The sequence below is a fragment of the Pseudomonas sp. SJZ078 genome (assembly GCF_007828255.1).
In the GTDB taxonomy this organism is placed as follows: domain Bacteria; phylum Pseudomonadota; class Gammaproteobacteria; order Pseudomonadales; family Pseudomonadaceae; genus Aquipseudomonas.
Map to the genome: position 1 here is coordinate 192,172 of NZ_VIUG01000007.1, position 18,796 is coordinate 210,967.

General features: G+C 61.0%; 15 protein-coding genes. 10 read left to right on the forward strand and 5 right to left on the reverse strand.

Annotation, left to right across the window (positions count from 1 at the left end):
- Nucleotides 1-81: 81 nt before the first annotated feature.
- The 5 genes from rarD to FBY02_RS09650 form a co-directional block, all read right to left on the reverse strand.
- Complete coding sequence (rarD, locus tag FBY02_RS09630) at nucleotides 82-969, reverse strand: EamA family transporter RarD (RefSeq protein WP_144926518.1); 888 nt, start codon at nucleotides 967-969, stop codon at nucleotides 82-84.
- A gap of 187 nt (nucleotides 970-1,156) precedes the next feature.
- Entirely contained in the window at nucleotides 1,157-2,131 is a 975-nt protein-coding gene (locus FBY02_RS09635) for a serine/threonine protein kinase (RefSeq protein ID WP_144926521.1), read from the reverse strand.
- 170 nt (nucleotides 2,132-2,301) lie between these two features.
- Nucleotides 2,302-4,203, reverse strand: a complete 1,902-nt coding sequence (locus FBY02_RS09640) for a PhoX family phosphatase (protein WP_144926523.1) — start codon at nucleotides 4,201-4,203, stop codon at nucleotides 2,302-2,304.
- Between the two features lie 67 nt (nucleotides 4,204-4,270).
- Nucleotides 4,271-5,035 carry a TOBE domain-containing protein gene (locus FBY02_RS09645; RefSeq protein WP_144926526.1) on the reverse strand — a complete coding sequence of 255 codons (765 nt, stop codon included), beginning with the start codon at nucleotides 5,033-5,035 and terminating at the stop codon, nucleotides 4,271-4,273.
- A gap of 56 nt (nucleotides 5,036-5,091) precedes the next feature.
- The gene (locus FBY02_RS09650; protein WP_144926529.1) at nucleotides 5,092-5,832 is read right to left on the reverse strand and encodes a ComF family protein; all 741 of its coding nucleotides are present in this window, start codon (nucleotides 5,830-5,832) and stop codon (nucleotides 5,092-5,094) included.
- 91 nt (nucleotides 5,833-5,923) lie between these two features.
- Between FBY02_RS09650 and bioB the strand changes: the two genes are divergently transcribed.
- From bioB to FBY02_RS09700, 10 genes are all read left to right on the forward strand, one after another.
- Complete coding sequence (gene bioB, locus FBY02_RS09655) at nucleotides 5,924-6,979, forward strand: biotin synthase BioB (RefSeq protein WP_144926532.1); 1,056 nt, start codon at nucleotides 5,924-5,926, stop codon at nucleotides 6,977-6,979.
- Between the two features lie 147 nt (nucleotides 6,980-7,126).
- Complete coding sequence (bioF, locus tag FBY02_RS09660; RefSeq protein WP_144926535.1) at nucleotides 7,127-8,305, forward strand: 8-amino-7-oxononanoate synthase; 1,179 nt, start codon at nucleotides 7,127-7,129, stop codon at nucleotides 8,303-8,305.
- Nucleotides 8,298-9,029, forward strand: a complete 732-nt coding sequence (locus FBY02_RS09665; RefSeq protein WP_144926538.1) for an alpha/beta fold hydrolase — start codon at nucleotides 8,298-8,300, stop codon at nucleotides 9,027-9,029. Before bioF ends, FBY02_RS09665 begins: the two co-directional genes overlap by 8 nt.
- Entirely contained in the window at nucleotides 9,022-9,834 is an 813-nt protein-coding gene (gene bioC, locus FBY02_RS09670; RefSeq protein ID WP_144926541.1) for a malonyl-ACP O-methyltransferase BioC, read from the forward strand. Before FBY02_RS09665 ends, bioC begins: the two co-directional genes overlap by 8 nt.
- Nucleotides 9,831-10,511, forward strand: a complete 681-nt coding sequence (gene bioD / locus FBY02_RS09675) for a dethiobiotin synthase (protein WP_144926544.1) — start codon at nucleotides 9,831-9,833, stop codon at nucleotides 10,509-10,511. Before bioC ends, bioD begins: the two co-directional genes overlap by 4 nt.
- Nucleotides 10,512-10,617: 106 nt before the next feature.
- Complete coding sequence (locus tag FBY02_RS09680) at nucleotides 10,618-10,914, forward strand: pyrroloquinoline quinone biosynthesis protein PqqE (protein WP_144926547.1); 297 nt, start codon at nucleotides 10,618-10,620, stop codon at nucleotides 10,912-10,914.
- Nucleotides 10,915-11,188: 274 nt separating this feature from the next.
- On the forward strand, nucleotides 11,189-12,994 hold the full coding sequence (locus tag FBY02_RS09685) for a phenylacyl-CoA dehydrogenase (RefSeq protein ID WP_144926550.1): 1,806 nt from the start codon (nucleotides 11,189-11,191) through the stop codon (nucleotides 12,992-12,994).
- 332 nt (nucleotides 12,995-13,326) lie between these two features.
- The gene (locus tag FBY02_RS09690) at nucleotides 13,327-14,616 is read left to right on the forward strand and encodes a diguanylate cyclase (protein WP_144926553.1); all 1,290 of its coding nucleotides are present in this window, start codon (nucleotides 13,327-13,329) and stop codon (nucleotides 14,614-14,616) included.
- 91 nt (nucleotides 14,617-14,707) lie between these two features.
- Nucleotides 14,708-16,504, forward strand: coding sequence for an acyl-CoA dehydrogenase C-terminal domain-containing protein (locus FBY02_RS09695; protein ID WP_144926556.1), 1,797 nt, complete (start codon nucleotides 14,708-14,710; stop codon nucleotides 16,502-16,504).
- 223 nt (nucleotides 16,505-16,727) lie between these two features.
- Complete coding sequence (locus FBY02_RS09700) at nucleotides 16,728-18,506, forward strand: acyl-CoA dehydrogenase C-terminal domain-containing protein (protein WP_144926559.1); 1,779 nt, start codon at nucleotides 16,728-16,730, stop codon at nucleotides 18,504-18,506.
- The last annotated feature ends 290 nt before the right edge of the window (nucleotides 18,507-18,796 follow it).

The following is an 18,796-nucleotide window of genomic DNA, read 5'->3' on the forward strand; positions in this document are numbered from 1 at the left end:
GGATGACGCTGTGGATAACCTTGGGGCGGATCAACGCAGGCCACGTCCGGCGTGGCCTGTAGAGGGGTGTACGATTTTTGATCAGTTGCGTCGGCGCATACTGATCACTGCATCGATGCTGTATACCGCAAGCCCGGCCCAGATAAACAGAAATGCCACCAAGGTGCTGGACGACAGATGCTCGCCGAACAACAGCACTGCCAGCAGCAACACCAATGTCGGTGCGATGTACTGAAGAAATCCCAGTGTGGTGTAGGGCAGATGCCGGGCGGCGGCGTTGAAGCACACCAGCGGAACCAGCGTCACCGGGCCGGCGGCCACCAGCCACCAGGCTTCGGAGGTCGTCCAGAAAGCTGCCTGAGCACTGGTGGCCGTCGGATTGAACAGCAACCAGGCTATGGCGATCGGTACCAGCATCCAGGTTTCCACCACCAGCCCTGGCAAGGCCTTGACCGGGGCTTGCTTGCGAATCAGGCCGTAGAAGCCGAAGGTCAACGCCAACGCCAGGGACACCCACGGCAAACTGCCGACCTGCCAGACCTGCTGCGCTACGCCAACCGCCGCCAACCCCACCGCCAGCCATTGCATGCGCCGTAGCCGTTCGCCGAGGATCAGCATCCCCAGCAACACATTCACCAGTGGGTTGATGTAATAACCCAAGCTGGCTTCGAGCATGCGACCATTGTTCACCGCCCAGACGTAGATCAGCCAGTTGGTCGCGATCAATGTGCCACTCAAGGCCAGGATCGCGAAGCGACGTGGATTGTCCCGCAGCTCGCGCCACCAGCCCGGGTGTTTCCAGACCATCAGCAACGCCGCGCCGAACAGCGCCGACCACAGCGCCCTGTGGATGATGATCTCCACGGCCGGCACGCTGGCGATGGCTTTGAAATAAATGGGGAACAAGCCCCAGATGATGTAGGCACTCAGGCCCAGGATATACCCGCGACGCGGGTTGGCGGCTTGCATGCAGAATCCTTGCTTAGGCAGCTAACAAAGGAGTGATTGTAAGTAGATTTGTCAGGTTGGGGGTGAACCTTTGTAAACAGCGATGCAGATCCCTGTGGGAGCGGGCTTGCTCGCAAATGCGGTGGGTCAGGTCACTCTACTTTGCCTGACCCGCTGCATTCGCGAGCAAGCCCGCTCCCACGACGAATCAGAACAACCTCAACGGCTCTTCATTGAGCGCCGCCAGCTGCTCGCGCAACGCCAATACCTGGTCGCCCCAATAGCGTTCGCTGCCGAACCACGGGAAGCTGCGGGGAAACGCCGGGTCGTCCCAGCGGCGCGCCAGCCAGGCGCTGTAATGCATCAGGCGCAGGGCACGCAGGGGTTCGATCAGCGCCAGTTCCCGTGGGTCGAAGTCATGGAACTCCTGGTAGCCGTCCATCAATTCCGATAACTGGCCCAGGCATGCCTGGCGGTCTCCGGCCAACATCATCCACAGGTCCTGTACCGCAGGTCCCATGCGACAGTCGTCCAGGTCGACGATGTGGAAGATTTCATCGCGACACATCATGTTGCCCGGGTGGCAGTCACCGTGCATGCGAATGTTCTGGTGGGGCGTGGCAGCGTAGATGTCTTCGACACGCTTGAGCAGATCCCTTGCCACCGACTCGTAGGCCGGAAGCAGGCTGCGGGGGACGAAACCGCTTTCCAGCACGGTGGCCAGTGAGTCATGGCCGAAGTTCTTCACCGCCAGGGCCTCACGGTGTTCGAACGGACGGCTGGCGCCTACCGCGTGCAGGCGTCCGAGCAATTGCCCCAGGCGATACAACTGGTCGAGATTGCCTGGCTCCGGTGCACGGCCGCCGCGCCGAGGAAACAGGGTGAAGCGAAACCCCGCGTGTTCATGCAGGCTGGCGCCGTTGTGAACCAACGGAGCCACCACCGGTACCTCGCAATCGGCCAGTTCGAAAGTGAAGCGGTGTTCTTCCAGGATCGCCTCGTTGGTCCAGCGCTGGGGGCGATAGAACTTGGCGATCAGCGGCTCGGCGTCTTCGATGCCGACCTGATAGACGCGGTTTTCATAACTGTTGAGGGCCAGCACACGGGCGTCGCTGAGCAAGCCCATGCTTTCTACGGCATCGAGCACCAGGTCGGGCGTGAGAGTTTCGAAGGGATGGGACATGCTGACTCCTGCGCAGCGGCAGGGCTGCCGCGTTCGGCTCAGCATGGTAGCGCAGACGGAGGCAGATAGGTGGTGACTGTGCTGAAGCCATCGCGAGCAGGCTCGCTCCCACATTGGATCTTCAATGTTGCTGATCCTTGTGGGAGCGAGCCTGCTCGCGATGGGCCTTATCAGCCGCCGATGATGCCGCCATCCTCACGGGTAATCACCATTACCGACGAGCGTGGCTTGCCGTTGGGCAGGTGCTCCGGGAACGTCGAACCGCCGTACTCACCCGGATGTTGGATGCCGACGAACAAAGCCTTCTGGTCCGGCGCGAAGCTGATGCCGGTGACTTCGCAACCCACCGGTCCGACCATGAACCGGCGGATTTCGCCGCTGTCGGGGTCGGCGCAGAGCATCTGGTTGTTGCCCATGCCGGCGAAGTCCCCGGTGTTGCTGACATCGCCGTCGGTGAGGATCCACAGTCGGCCGGCCTGGTCGAATCCCAGGCCATCGGGGCTGTTGAACATGTTCTGCGGGTTGACGTTGGAGGAACCTGCCTTCGGCGTGCCGGCATGTACGGTCGGATTGCCGGCCACCACGAACAGGTCCCAGCTGAAGGTCATGGATGCGTGGTCATCGCGGTCGGTGCGCCAGCGCAGGATCTGTCCATAGACGTTCTTGGCCCGAGGGTTGGGGCCGCCCACCGGTTGGCCGTCTTCGCCGCGCTTGGCGTTGTTGGTCAGGGTGCAATAGACCTGACCGTCTTTCGGGCTGACTACGATCCATTCCGGACGGTCCATTCGTGTGGCGCCCACGGCGCTGGCAGCCAGGCGCGCATGGATCAGCACTTCGGCCTGGTCGGCGAAGCCGCTGCCGGCATCGAGGCCGTTCTTGCCCTGGGTCAGCTCGATCCACTGGCCCTTGCCTTTCGGATGGTCCGGGTTGCCGTCGCCGGCGTCGAAGCGCGCCACATATAAGGTGCCATGGTCCAACAGGTTGCGGTTGGCCTTGGGATTCTTGTGATCGATGCGCTCGCGGCTGACGAACTTGTAGATGAATTCGCCACGCTCGTCGTCGCCCATGTAGACCACGGCATGACCATCCTTGGTTTGTGCCAGGGCGGCGTTCTCATGTTTGAAACGGCCCAGGGCGGTGCGCTTCACTGGCGTCGACTCGGGGTCGAACGGATCGATTTCCACCACCCAGCCGTGACGATTGAGTTCGTTGGGGTTCTTCGCCAGGTCGAAGCGTGGATCGAACAGGTGCCAGTTGATCTCACGGCTGGTGACGGTGGCGCCGTAGCGCTTTTGCGCTTCATCGAACTGCAGATCGGACGTGCTGCTGCCAAAGCAGTCGGTGAAGTTTTCTTCGCAGGTCAGGTAAGTCCCCCACGGGGTCATGCCGTTGGCACAGTTCTGGAAAGTGCCGAGGACTTTCTTGCCGCTCTTGTCAGCGCTGGTTTTCAGCAGTTGATGTCCGGCCGCCGGTCCGCTCAGTTCAATCGGTGTGTTGCCATGGATCCTGCGGTTGTAGCGCGACCCCTGGACGAACTGCCATTGGCCACCCTGGCGCTTCACTTCGATCACCGACACGCCTTCACTGGCCTGGGCCTTGTGCACGTCTTCGGCCGACTGCGGCTGGCCGCCATGGGCGAAGAGGTAGCGGTAGTTGGTGTATTCATTGTTGATCGCCATCAGCGCGCGATTCTCGTCGCCAGGGAACGGGAACAGGCTCATGCCGTCGTTGTTGTCGCCAAATTGCATTTCCTGGTCGCGTGCGGTGCCATTGCCACTGGGGTCGAACGCGGCGGCGTTCTTCTGCAACGGCTGGCCCCAACTGATCAGCACCGAGGATTTGTAGCCAGGTGGCAGGGTGAGGGTGTCGGCCGTGGCGGCAGCGATGCTGTCGAAGCCCAGCAACTTGCTGTTACCTTGGCTGACGGCGGCGGCCAGGGCGCTGCGGCTCAGCAGGTTGCCGCCCAGGAACATGGCCGCGCCACACAGGGCGCCGGCGCCGATAAAGCTACGGCGGCTCAGGCCGACGATCTTTTCCAGGTCGGTGGATTGGTTTTCTTCTAATAGGCTCATCTCAGGCTCCCTGCTGGTTTTGGCAGTCACCTTAAAGCGGGCCGATGAAGCTTTTGTTTCAGTGCGCTTATAGCGGGGTCCCGAGCAACACATTCGTTGCTGAAAACACCACTTGCACTGGTGAGCCGGTGTTCAGGTTGCGCGCTTGCAATTGGAATGGGTCGGCCAGGGCACAAAGGGTCTGGCCATTGGGCAAGCCGATGCGCACTTCGCTGGGACCGTCGGTGGCCGTGGCGATATACTCGATGACGCCTTGCAGAACATTCATGCCCGATGTTTCCAAGGGCCCGCTTGGAAACAGTTCCAGCCAGCCGGCCTTGATCAGCGCAACCACTTCGGTGCCGATAGCCAGCTCCAGGCGTACCGTGCTGTCGTGGGTTATCTGCGCATCGATGACCAGGCCACGGGCCAACTCCAGGCGCACCCGGTCGTTATGGCCCTGGGTTTCGATGCCGAGGACTTTGCCGTGCAGTTGATTGCGGGCGCTGGTGCGCAGCATCAGGCGACTCAGCAGGCCGAAGTCTCCGGCATCTTCGCTCGCTTCCAGCAACTGCGTCTGCAAGGCTTGCAAGCGCAGGTACAGGCGCAGCACACGCTGCCCTGCTTCCGACAGCCTGGCACCACCGCCGCCCTTGCCGCCGACGCTGCGCTCCACCAACGGTTGGTTCGCCAGGTTGTTCAACTCATCGATGGCGTCCCACGCCGCCTTATAGCTCAGGCCTGCGCTCTTGGCGGCACGGGTGATGGAGCCTTGCTCGGCGATGTGCTGTAACAGGGCGATGCGTTGCGGACGCCGGACGATATGCTGGGTCAGGAGCGTAGGTAATGACATGGTGGAAACTGCGCACAGGATGAATGAATGGACGTTGGCGCCTCGGCTCCCGCGCGTCAAGCCGGTTCACCGGGTTTTGGCGTGCGCGCCAGGCAATACACGTCGACCCGGGCGGCACCGCCATCGAGCAGCAATTGAGCCAGTGTCTGGGCCGTGGCCCCGGTGGTGAGCACATCGTCCACCAGGGCCAGGTGGCGGTTGCGCAGCGCTGCATCGGGCGCGAGAGCGAAGGCCTGGCGCAGATTCCGACGCCGGGCCCTGGCGTCGAGTACCTGTTGCGCCGGAGTGTCGTGGATGCGCAGCAGCAGATGTTCTTCGCAGGGAAGCTGCAACGCAGCACCGAGCCAACGCGCCAGCAGGGTCGCCTGGTTGAACCCGCGCTGGCGCAGGCGTCGACCCGCCAGCGGCACCGGGACCAGCGCGTCGGGCTGTTCCAGGCCTTCATCGAATTGATGCTGCAGCGACTGCGCCAACAGTTCACCCATGAGGCGACCGAGGGGCCATTTTGCCTGGTGCTTGAAGCGGGTGATCAGGCTGTCCACCGGGAAATCGTAAGCCCAGGGCGCCAGGACCCGTTCGAAGGCCGGTGGTTGCGCGGCGCATTGCCCACAACGCAGCCCGGACATGGGCAGCGGCAGGGCACAGATGGCGCATTGATCACCGAGCCAGGGCAATTCACTTTCGCAAGGCGTGCAGATCGGCTGCTGTGTGTCGGTGACGTCACCACACAATAGACAAGATTGTTTGTTTTTTAACCAGATGTAAACTGACCCTTCGTATCGTGGTTGACAGCGCATGACTCTTCCTTAAATATGCCGAACATCCGTGTCGCGCCTGTGGGTATTGCGTGCCCCCAGTCGCCAGCCAAGCATAATCAAGGAAATACCCATGAGCGCCAGCACCACTGCCAACCTGCGTCATGACTGGTCTTTGGCCGAAGTCAAAGCACTCTTTGTCCAGCCGTTCAATGACCTGCTGTTCCAGGCGCAGACCGTGCACCGCGCGCATTTCGACGCCAACCGCGTCCAGGTTTCCACGCTGCTGTCGATCAAGACCGGTGCCTGCCCGGAAGATTGCAAATATTGTCCGCAGTCCGGCCACTACAACACCGGGCTGGACAAGGAAAAACTGCTGGAAGTGCAGAAGGTCCTCGAAGAGGCCGCGCGCGCCAAGGCCATCGGTTCGACCCGTTTCTGCATGGGCGCGGCATGGAAGCATCCATCGGCCAAGGACATGCCGTACGTGTTGGAAATGGTCAAAGGCGTGAAGGCCATGGGCCTGGAAACCTGCATGACCCTGGGGCGTCTCGACCAGGAGCAGACCGAGGCACTGGCCCAGGCCGGCCTGGATTACTACAACCATAACCTCGATACCTCGCCGGAGTTCTACGGCAGCATCATCACCACCCGGACCTACAGCGAGCGCCTGCAAACTCTGGCCTATGTGCGTGATTCCGGGATGAAGATCTGCTCCGGCGGCATCCTCGGCATGGGCGAGTCCCTGGACGACCGCGCCAACCTGCTGATCCAGCTGGCGAACCTGCCGGAGCATCCGGAGTCGGTGCCGATCAACATGCTGGTCAAGGTCGCCGGCACGCCGCTGGAAAATGCCGAGGACGTCGACCCGTTCGATTTCATCCGCATGCTCGCCGTGGCGCGGATCCTGATGTCCAAGTCCCATGTCCGTCTGTCCGCCGGTCGCGAGGCGATGAACGAACAGATGCAGGCCCTGGCGTTCCTGGCCGGCGCCAATTCGATTTTCTACGGTGACAAACTGCTGACTACCGCCAACCCGCAGGCCGATAAGGACATGCAATTGTTCGCACGCCTGGGCATCCAGCCCGAAGCCCGTGAAGAACATGCCGATGAGGTGCACCAGGCCGCGATTGAACAGGCGCTGGTGGAACAGAAGAGCAGCGAGCAGTTCTATAACGCGGCGGTGTAAGTCGACGCGGAGTTAAATGTGGGAGCGGGCTTGCTCGCGAATGCAGTGTGTCAGGCAACCTTGTTTCGCCTGACACGCCGCAGTCGCGAGCAAGCCCGCTCCCACAGGGAAAACCTTCAGTCTTTAAATAGCGTCACCGAGGCCAGCATGCCCTTCGATCTCGCCGCACGCCTGGCTGCCCGTCGTGCCGAAAACCTCTATCGCCAGCGTCCGCTGCTCGAAAGCCCACAGGGGCCGGAGGTGGTGGTGGATGGCCAACCGTTGCTGGCGTTCTGCAACAACGACTACCTGGGCCTGGCCAATCACCCGCAGGTGATCGAAGCCTGGCGTGCCGGGGCGGCTCGCTGGGGAGTGGGTGGCGGTGCTTCCCACTTGGTGATCGGCCATAGCGGTCCGCATCACGCCCTGGAGGAAGCTTTGGCCGATCTCACCGGTCGTCCGCGGGCGCTGCTGTTTACCACCGGCTACATGGCCAACCTCGGTGCTGTGACCGCGCTGGTCGGGCAGGGCGATACGGTGCTGGAGGACCGGCTCAATCATGCGTCGTTGCTGGACGCCGGGCTATTGTCCGGCGCGCGTTTCAGCCGTTATCTGCACAACGATGCGCAAAGTCTGGCCAGTCGTCTGGAGAAGGCCACCGGTAATACCCTGGTGGTCACCGACGGGGTCTTCAGCATGGACGGCGACGTTGCCGATTTGCCGGCCCTGGTCCATGAAGCCAAGGCCAGGGGCGCTTGGCTGATGGTCGACGATGCCCACGGTTTCGGTCCGTTGGGTGCGAACGGAGGCGGTATCGTCGAGCACTTCGGTCTCAGCCAGGAAGACGTGCCGGTGCTGGTCGGCACACTGGGCAAGGCCTTCGGCACCGCCGGTGCTTTTGTGGCTGGTAGTGAAGAACTGATCGAGAGCCTCATCCAGTTTGCCCGCCCCTATATCTACACCACCAGTCAACCGCCGGCCCTGGCCTGCGCCACGCTCAAAAGTCTTGAGCTGCTGCGCAGCGAGCATTGGCGACGCGAGCATCTGCAGGTGTTGATCCGTCAGTTCCGCCATGGCGCGGAGCAGATCGGCCTGCAACTGATGGACAGCTTCACGCCGATCCAGCCGATTCTGATTGGTGACGCCGGTCGAGCGATGCGCCTGTCGCACATGCTGCGCGAACGAGGGCTGATGGTCACTGCAATACGGCCACCCACCGTGCCGGCCGGCAGCGCCCGTTTGCGCGTGACCCTGACGGCCGCCCACAGCGAGGCCCAGGTGCAACTATTGTTGAATGCACTGGCCGAGTGTTTTGCCCGACTGGGACCGGAGGCAAGCCATGCGTGATCGATTGATATTGCTGCCCGGTTGGGGGCTGGGCGTTTCCCCGCTGGAGCCGTTGGCCGCTGCGCTGCACGGGCTCGATGAGCATCTGCGGGTGGAAATCGAACCGTTGCCGGCCCTGACCACGAGCGATCCCGAAGAATGGCTCGACGAACTGGACGCCTGCGTGCCCCAGGACGCCTGGTTGGGTGGCTGGTCCCTGGGCGGCATGCTGGCCTCGGAGTTGGCCGCGCGTCGGGGCGAGCGATGCTGTGGATTGTTGACCCTGGCGAGCAACGCAGCGTTTGTGGCCCATGAACAATGGCCGAGCGCGATGGCCGGTGATACGTTCGACGGCTTCCTCGCCGGCTGTGCCGCCGATCCACGCCAGACCCTCAAACGCTTCAGTTTATTGTGTGCCCAGGGTTGCAGCGATCCCCGCGGGTTGGCGAGGCTGCTGCTGGCCGGCGCACCGAACACTGCGCCGGAGGTGTCGATGGCGGGTCTGCAATTGCTGGCGCAGTTGGATACTCGTGCCGCTTTGCAGCGCTTCCGTGGTCCGCAACTGCATCTGTTTGCCGGGCTCGACGCCCTGGTGCCGGCCGAGGCCGCGAGTGAATTGCTGGCATTGTTGCCGGATGTCGAGATCGGCCTGATCGAACAGGCCGGTCATGGATTTCTCCTGGAAGACCCGCACGGTGTCGCGGGGGCGATCCAGGCCTTCTTGCATGAGTCCGGTGATGACTGATCTATCCCTTCCCAAATTGCCCGGCGCCTTGCCTGACAAGCGCCAGGTGGCGGCTTCGTTTTCCCGGGCGGCGGCCAGCTATGACAGCGTGGCCGAATTACAGCGCGACGTGGGCCAGCAGTTGCTGGCGCAGTTACCTGCCCCGTCCATGCCGGGACGCTGGATGGACGTGGGTTGCGGTACCGGTCACTTCACCCGGGCGCTGGGCGCGCGCTTCGGCATGGCGGGCGGCGTTGCGCTGGATATCGCTGAAGGGATGCTCAATCATGCCCGGCCTCAGGGCGGGGCTGCGTATTTCGTGGCCGGTGACGCGGAGCGCTTGCCTCTGCAAGCGTCGAGCTGCGACCTGGTGTTCTCCAGCCTTGCGGTGCAGTGGTGTGCGGATTTTCCCTCGGTGTTGAGTGAGGTGCATCGTGTACTGAAGCCGGGCGGGGTTTTTGCTTTCACCAGCCTCTGCATTGGTACGTTGTACGAATTGCGCGACAGCTGGCGCCAGGTAGACGGCCTGGTGCACGTCAACCGTTTTCGGGAGTTCGAAACCTATCGACAGCTGTGCATGGAAAGCGGGTTGAAGGTCGTCAGCCTCGAGAACCGTCCCCATGTGTTGTATTACCCGGACGTACGCAGCCTGACCCATGAATTGAAATCCCTTGGCGCCCATAATCTGAATCCCGGCCGCCCGGGTGGGTTGACCGGCAGAGCGAGGATCCTGGGGATGATGGAAGCCTATGAGCAATTTCGTCGGGCAGAAGGGTTGCCCGCGACCTATCAGGTGGTCTATGCCGTGCTGGAGAAATCCCTATGAGCCAGGCTTACTTCATCACCGGCACCGACACCGATGTGGGCAAGACCACTGTTGCGGCCGGCCTGCTACACGCAGCACGACAGGCCGGGATGAGCACCGCCGCCGGCAAGCCCGTGGCCTCGGGTTGCGAGGTCACGCCCAAAGGCCTGCGCAATGCTGACGCCCTGGCCCTGCTCGCGGAATGTTCGGTGCCACTGACGTATGCCCAGGTCAACCCGGTGGCGTTCGAACCGGCCATCGCACCGCATCTGGCGGCCCGGGAAGCCGGCGTGGCATTGACGGTGCAGTCGTTGTTGGGGCCGATGCGTGACGTACTGGCCCTGCAAGCCGATTTCACCTTGATTGAAGGCGCGGGCGGCTGGCGTGTTCCGTTGGCCGATCAGGACAATCTCTCGGATCTGGCAATGGCCTTGGGTCTGCCGGTGATCCTGGTGGTAGGGGTACGGCTGGGCTGTATCAGTCATGCGTTGCTCACCGCTGAAGCCGTCGCCCGGGACGGCCTGCAACTGGCCGGTTGGGTGGCGAATATCGTCGATCCCAAGACGTCGCGCCTGGAGGAAAACCTGGCCACGCTTGCCGAACGCCTTCCGGCACCGTGCCTGGGCCGGGTGCCACGAATCAAAGGCGTGACGGCGGAAACCGTGGCTGGGCACCTGCATCTGGACCTGCTGGATTAGGGTTTGCCTATAACAAGGCACTGTGCCATTAGTGTTTTTGTCGGGCCTTTTCCTATTGCTTCTGATTCAATGGCTCCGTCAGACCCTTCAAGAAACGAGCCTTGCCATGGAAATCTCAGGAAATACCGCATTCTATGCCGGTCTGAGCACTATTCAGACAGGCCAGAACCGCGTCGATCAGGCCTCCTCCCAGATCGCTAACAACACCATCGAGCGTGCGGTTACCAGCCAGTCGTCCGAAGTTCAGGTCGATCGCCTGCGGTCGGTGGATCGCAGCCAGCAATCGGACCTTGCCAGCAACATGGTTGAAATGGCCCAGGGCAAGTTCCAGGTACAGGCGGGCGTGAATGTGGCCAAGGCATCCGATGAGATGCTGGGTACGTTGATCGATACCTTCGCTTGATCTTGAATCTCCGATTTGCCAAAAACGCCGCGACTATTCGCGGCGTTTTCGTCTCTAACTCCTTCACGCTCAACTAATCTTTTCTTCACGCGCTGTGGGCGTACAGCGCGCAGGACGCACTTGTCTGACATTTTTCGATGTGACGATGACGAACGGCAAAAGATCGGCGCTTGACAAGATTTAGGCGTAAACGTATGTTTCAAACAACTGTTTGACCGTCACAATAAATCTACGCGGTCGTTCATCCCCGGTTACATCAGCAGAGGTTATCGCTATGCCTGACTACAAGGCCCCCTTGCGTGATATTCGCTTCGTTCGTGACGAACTGCTTGGCTATGAAGCGCATTATCAGAGCCTTCCGGCTTGCCAGGACGCAACTCCGGATATGGTTGACGCCATTCTCGAAGAAGGCGCCAAGTTTTGTGAGCAGGTGCTGGCTCCGCTGAACCGCGTGGGTGACACCGAAGGTTGCACGTGGAGCGAGTCCGGTGTGAAAACCCCGACCGGGTTCAAGGAAGCCTACAAGCAATTCGTCGAAGGTGGCTGGCCAAGCCTGGCCCATGACGTCGAGCATGGCGGCCAAGGCCTGCCGGAGTCGCTGGGCCTGGCGGTCAGCGAAATGGTTGGCGAAGCCAACTGGTCCTGGGGTATGTACCCGGGCCTGTCCCATGGCGCGATGAACACCATTTCCGAGCACGGTACGCCCGAGCAGCAAGAGGCTTACCTGACCAAGCTGGTATCCGGTGAATGGACCGGCACCATGTGCCTGACCGAACCCCACTGCGGTACCGACCTGGGCATGCTGCGCACCAAGGCCGAGCCACAGGCCGACGGTTCCTACAAGGTGACCGGCACCAAGATCTTCATTTCGGCCGGCGAACACGACATGGCCGACAACATCGTCCACATCGTGCTGGCACGCCTGCCGGACGCTCCGGCCGGTACCAAGGGCATTTCGCTGTTCATCGTGCCCAAGTTCCTGCCTGAGGCCGACGGCACCATCGGCCAGCGCAACGCGGTGAGCTGTGGTTCGATCGAACACAAGATGGGCATCCACGGCAACGCCACCTGCGTGATGAACTTCGACGCGGCCACCGGTTTCCTGATCGGCCCGGCGAACAAAGGCCTGAACTGCATGTTCACCTTCATGAACACCGCACGCCTGGGCACCGCCTTGCAAGGCCTGGCCCACGCTGAAATCGGTTTCCAGGGCGGCCTGAAGTACGCTCGTGACCGCCTGCAGATGCGCTCCCTGACTGGCCCGAAAGCGCCGGACAAGGCTGCCGACCCGATCATCGTGCATCCCGACGTGCGCCGCATGCTGCTGACCATGAAGGCCTTCGCCGAAGGTAACCGGGCAATGGTTTACTTCACTGCCAAGCAGGTCGACATCGTCAAGTATGGCGTCGATGAAGAAGAGAAGAAAAAGGCCGATGCGCTGTTGGCGTTCATGACGCCGATCGCCAAGGCGTTCATGACCGAAGTCGGCTTCGAATCGGCCAACCACGGCGTACAGATCTATGGCGGCCACGGCTTCATCGCCGAGTGGGGCATGGAGCAGAACGTTCGCGACAGCCGCATCTCGATGCTGTACGAAGGCACCACCGGCATCCAGGCTCTCGACCTGTTGGGCCGCAAAGTCTTGATGACCCAGGGCGAAGCGCTCAAGGGCTTCACCAAGATCGTCCACAAGTTCTGCCAGGGCAATGAAGGCAACGAAGCGGTCAAGGAGTTCGTTGGACCGTTGGCCGCGCTGAACAAGGAGTGGGGCGAGCTGACCATGAAGGTCGGCATGGCAGCCATGAAAGACCGCGAAGAAGTCGGCGCGGCCTCGGTGGACTACCTGATGTACTCCGGCTACGCCTGCCTGGCCTACTTCTGGGCCGACATGGCGCGTCTGGCGGCGGAAAAACTGGCTGCCGGCACCACCGAAGAAGCCTTCTATACCGCCAAGCTGCAGACGGCGCGTTTCTACTTCCAGCGCATCCTGCCGCGTACCCGTACCCACGTGGCTGCCATGTTGTCGGGTGCCAATAACCTGATGGACATGAAAGAAGAAGACTTCGCACTGGGTTACTAAGCCTCAGGCGGTTCGTCACCAAAGCCGCTGCCTCCTTCGGGACGCAGCGGCTTTTTCATGGCCGTCATACAAACTTGTGGGAGCGAGCCTGCTCGCGATGCTGTGTGTCAGTCGACAAAGATACTGTCTGATATACCGCTATCGCGAGCAGGCTCGCTCCCACAGGGTTACGCGGTGATTCTGAAACAATATTCATCCAACCGGCCCCTAAGAAAAAATCTCCTCCTGCCGTTACAGCGATGGCAGTGTGACATCTGTCACATCTCTCGTGCCTTATTGCCCTGATAGCAGGCACAATGCCATCTTTGATCAGCCGGGTTGGAGCTTTACCCTTGCCGCGTTCTTCCGCTGTACGTTTCAGTCATTTCCTACCTTCGCTGCTGCTGTTGCTGGCGGGGCTTGCGGCTGCCTACGTCAAGGATCTCAACGTCTTCTTCACCTCGTTGTTCAACGTTCTTCCTACCCTGGTGCTGCTGTTGGGCGGCGCGTACTGCGCGGTTTACCGACGCCAGCGCGAGCTGTTCTTGATGGTTACGGTGTACATCGGCTACTTCCTGTTGGACACCCAGACCGATTTCTACCGGGACAACGGCAGGGTGCGCGAAGACGCCGCCGTGGTGTTCCACCTCATCTGCCTGTTGCTGCCGCTGTTGTTCGGCTTGTTCGCGGCGTGGCAAGAGCGTACCCACCTGTTCCAGGACATGGTGGCGCGTTTTGCGGTGCTACTGGCTTTTGGCGGTGTAGCCCTGGCCTTGGAGCAGAGCTTTCCCCAAGCCTTGTTGCTGTGGCTTTCGGAGATCCGCTGGCCGGCGTTGCATGGTGCGTGGATGAGCCTGATCCAGTTGTCCTATCCGGTGTTCATCGGCGTATTCCTGTTGCTGTCATGGCAGTACTGGCGTAATCCCCGGCCCCTGCACGCCGCGCAATTGGTGGGCGTGCTGGGGCTGTTCTGGATGTTGCCGAAAACCTTCATCCTGCCATTCACCCTGAACATCATGTGCAGCCAGGTGATGCTGATGATCGCTGCGGCGGTTGCCCATGAGGCCTATCAGATGGCGTTTCGGGATGAGCTGACCGGCCTGCCGGGACGGCGGGCGCTGAATGAGCGCATGCAACGGCTGGGTCGCAACTATGTGCTGGCCATGAGCGATGTGGACCACTTCAAGAAATTCAACGACACCCACGGTCACGACGTGGGCGACCAAGTGCTGCGCCTGGTGGCCAGCAAACTGTCGAAGATCGGTGGCGGTGGTCGGGCTTATCGCTACGGTGGCGAGGAGTTTGCGTTGGTATTTGCAGGCAAAACCATCGATGAGTGTATGCCTCATCTTGAGGTCATCCGCCAGTCCATCGAGACGTACGTCATTCAACTGCGCAATCCCGACAGCCGCCCCCAGGATGACCAACAAGGCCGCCAGCGCCGCTCCGGGGCGGGTGCATCCAGCGTGTCGGTAACGGTCAGCATTGGCGTCGCGGAGCGCCTCGAGCAGCGTACGCCTGAAGAAGTCCTCAAGTCCGCCGACCAGGCCCTCTATAACGCCAAGAGCGCCGGACGCAACTGTGTGGTTGCCTTTGGTCAGAACCGCCGTGGCGCGGTACGCATGGAAGCCGCCGCGGGTTGAGTGATGACGGCGCATTCAGCGTCTGGACTGTGATTGTGAGCCCCGGTGGCCGGCAGTAGGTTTGAACGATCTGCTACCGGAGAAAATCACCATGCCCGAGTACAAAGCTCCCCTGCGTGACATGCGCTTCCTGATCGACCACGTTTTCGATTTCCATGGCCGTTATGCCGAACTGGGGGCCAGCGATGCCAGTCCGGACATGGTCAACGCGATCCTCGAGGAAGGTGCACGCTTTTGTGAGAACGTACTGGCGCCGCTCAATCGTTCCGGCGACGAAGAGGGCTGTCATTTCGACAACGGTGTGGTGACCACGCCTACAGGTTTCAAAGAGGCTTTCGCACAGTACGTGGAGGGCGGCTGGCACGGGTTGGCCGCCGATCCGGCCTATGGCGGCCAAGGCCTGCCCGGTTCCCTGGGCCTGGTCATCAGCGAAATGATCGCCTCCAGCAACACGTCCTGGGGCATGTACCCGGGCCTGACCCACGGCGCCATGTCGGCCATTCAAGCCCACGGCACCGAAGAGCAGAAACAGACTTACCTGAGCAAGCTCACCGCCGGCCAATGGACCGGCACCATGTGCCTGACCGAAGCCCATTGCGGCACGGACCTGGGCATCATCAAGACCCGCGCCGCGCCCCAGGCCGACGGCAGCTACAGGATTTCCGGCAGCAAGATCTTCATTTCCGCCGGTGAACACGACATGAGTGAAAACATCGTTCACCTGGTGCTGGCCAAACTGCCGGACGCTCCCGCCGGCACCAAGGGCATCTCGCTGTTCATCGTGCCCAAGTTCCTGCCTGACGCCACGGGTGAGGCGGGAGAACGCAATGGCGTGACCTGCGGTTCGATCGAACACAAGATGGGCATCAAGGCTTCCGCCACCTGCGTGTTGAACTTCGACGACGCCAAGGGATTCCTGATCGGTGAGCCCAACAAGGGTCTGAATTGCATGTTCACCATGATGAATCATGCCCGGCTCGGCACCGGCATGCAGGGCTTGTGCCTGGGTGAGACGAGCTTCCAGGGCGCGATCAGATACGCCAACGACCGCTTGCAGATGCGCTCGCTTACCGGCCCCAAGGCACCGGAGAAAGTCGCGGACCCGATTATTGTCCATCCCGACGTGCGCAGGATGTTGCTGACCATGAAAGCCTTTAACGAAGGCAATCGGGCGTTGACCTACTTTACTGCGCAACTGCTGGACACGGCGCACCTGGGCGCCGCCGAAAGCGCCCGTCAGGAGGCTGAGGATCTGTTGGCCTTTCTCACTCCGATCTGCAAGGCCTTCATGACAGAGACAGGGCTTGAGGTGACGAATCATGGCATGCAGGTGTTTGGCGGCCATGGCTTCATCCGCGAATGGGGGATGGAACAGTTGGTGCGGGACTGCCGCATCGCGCCGATCTATGAAGGCACCAACGGTATCCAGGCCCTGGATTTGTTAGGGCGCAAAGTGCTGGGCAGCCAGGGCAAGCTGCTGCGAGGGTTCACCAGGATCGTCCACACATTCTGCGCCACGAATACCGCGCACCCACAGCTCAAGGACTACGTCGCACAACTCGACGGGCTCAACCGGCAGTGGGGCGAACTGACCACCCGGGTCGGCATGGCCGCCATGAAAAATCCGGACGAAGTGGGCGCCGCTTCTGTGGATTATCTGATGTACAGCGGCTACATCATCCTGGCCTATCTGTGGCTGCGCATGGCATTGGTGGCCCAGGCGCAACTTGACAGTGGTAACGGCGATGCCGATTTCTGCCGAGGCAAACTGGCGACCTGCGAGTTCTACTTCAAGCGCCTGTTGCCGCGCACGGCTGCCCATCGGGCCGCCATCGAGGCGGGGAGTGATTGTCTGATGAGTTTGCCTGCCGAGCTGTTTGCCCTTTGATTTAGAGGGAGTGCCGACAAGGATCGCAGGCTTCGCCAGCTCTTACAGGGAATACGCATTTTCATGTAGGAGCTAACGAAGGCTGCAATCTTTTCTGGTGACTAAAAATAACAAAATAGTCATGGGTTGACCCTATGTGTCGCAAAAGTTGTTGAGGTACACTCCGACCATTGCAAAAACCGTTTTCCCACGGACCAACTGTTTAGATCCTACGAGGTTTGCCATGGCTGACTACAAAGCGCCCCTGCGCGATATGCGCTTCGTCCTCAATGAAGTGTTCGAGGTCGCGAAGCTCTGGGCCGAACTGCCGGCATTGGCCGAGACCGTCGACGCTGAAACCGTCGAAGCGATTCTGGAAGAAGCCGGTAAAGTCACCAGCAAAAGCATTGCGCCCCTCAGCCGTGCCGCTGACGAAGAAGGCTGCCATTGGGCGAACGGTGCCGTCACCACGCCGGCAGGTTTCCCACAGGCCTACCAGACTTACGCTGAAGGTGGTTGGGTCGGCGTTGGCGGCGACCCTGTCTACGGTGGCATGGGCATGCCCAAGGCTGTTTCGGCCCAGGTCGAGGAAATGGTCAACTCTGCCAGCCTGTCCTTCGGTCTGTACCCGATGCTGACCGCAGGGGCTTGCCTGTCGATCAATGCTCACGCCAGCGAAGAATTGAAAGCGGCGTACCTGCCGAACATGTACGCCGGCATCTGGGCGGGCTCCATGTGCCTGACCGAGCCCCATGCCGGTACGGATCTGGGGATCATTCGCACCAAGGCCGAACCCCAGGCCGACGGCTCCTACAAGGTCAGTGGTACCAAGATCTTCATCACCGGCGGCGAACACGATCTCACCGAGAACATCATTCACCTGGTGCTGGCAAAATTGCCGGATGCGCCGGCCGGCCCGAAAGGTATTTCGCTGTTCCTGGTACCCAAGTTCATGGTCAACGCCGACGGCAGCCTGGGTGCGCGCAACGCCGCCAATTGCGGGTCGATCGAACACAAGATGGGCATCCAGGCGTCTGCCACCTGCGTGATGAACTTCGACGAAGCCGTCGGTTATCTGGTCGGCGAGCCGAATAAAGGCCTGGCGGCGATGTTCACCATGATGAATTACGAACGCCTGGGTGTTGGTATCCAAGGTTTGGCGTCCGGTGAGCGCTCCTACCAGAACGCTATCGAATACGCCCGTGATCGCTTGCAGAGCCGTTCGCCTACCGGCGCGCAGAACAAGGACAAAGTCGCTGACCCGATCATCGTCCACCCCGATGTGCGGCGGATGTTGCTGACCATGAAAGCCTCGAACGAAGGCGGTCGGGCATTTTCCACCTATGTGGCGATGCAACTGGACACCGCCAAGTTCAGCGAAGACCCGGCCACCCGCAAGCGTGCCGAAGACCTGGTTGCGTTGCTGACGCCAGTGGCGAAGGCGTTCCTGACGGATCTGGGCCTGGAAACCACCGTGCATGGCCAGCAGATTTTCGGCGGCCATGGTTACATTCGCGAGTGGGGCCAGGAGCAGTTGGTGCGTGATGTGCGCATCACCCAGATCTACGAAGGCACCAACGGTATCCAGGCGCTGGACTTGGTAGGGCGCAAGATCGTCGGCAGTGGCGGCGCGTTCTACAAGCTGTTCGCCGACGAAATCCGCCACTTCACCGCCACCGCGAGCAGCGATCTGGCCGAGTTCACCAAGCCATTGAATGATGCCATCGGTACCTTGGATGAGCTGACCGACTGGGTGCTGGACCGGGCGAAAAGCAACCCGAACGAAATCGGCGCGGCTTCGGTGGAGTACCTGCAGGCGTTTGGTTATACCGCCTACGCCTATATGTGGGCGTTGATGGCCAAGGCGGCGCTGGGCAAGGAAAGCCAGGATGACTTCTACGCCAGCAAACTGGGGACTGCGCGGTTCTATTTCGCCCGCCTGCTGCCGCGAATCCATTCCTTGAGCGCTTCGGTGAAGGCAGGTAGTGAGTCGCTGTTCCTGCTGGACGCAGCGCAGTTCTGAAAACAGCGTAATGTAAGCAAATGCTTACATTACGTGATGCCGATTTCCCTCTATCGGTCAATTGGATCCAAGGCTAATCTACTTCACATGGACGTCGCGCAGGATGCGCAGAGCAACAACACGGACACGTAGGATTCCGCCAGGATGGCGGAGTGAAAGGGATATCAGGGAAACAGTCTGCAAAGCCCCGCTTCGGCGTAATGCTGTTCACTTAAGCATTTGAGTCCAAGCCGGGCTTTCTAGAAAATCCGATACCAGTCCTCTGGTATCGGATTTTTTATGCCCATTCA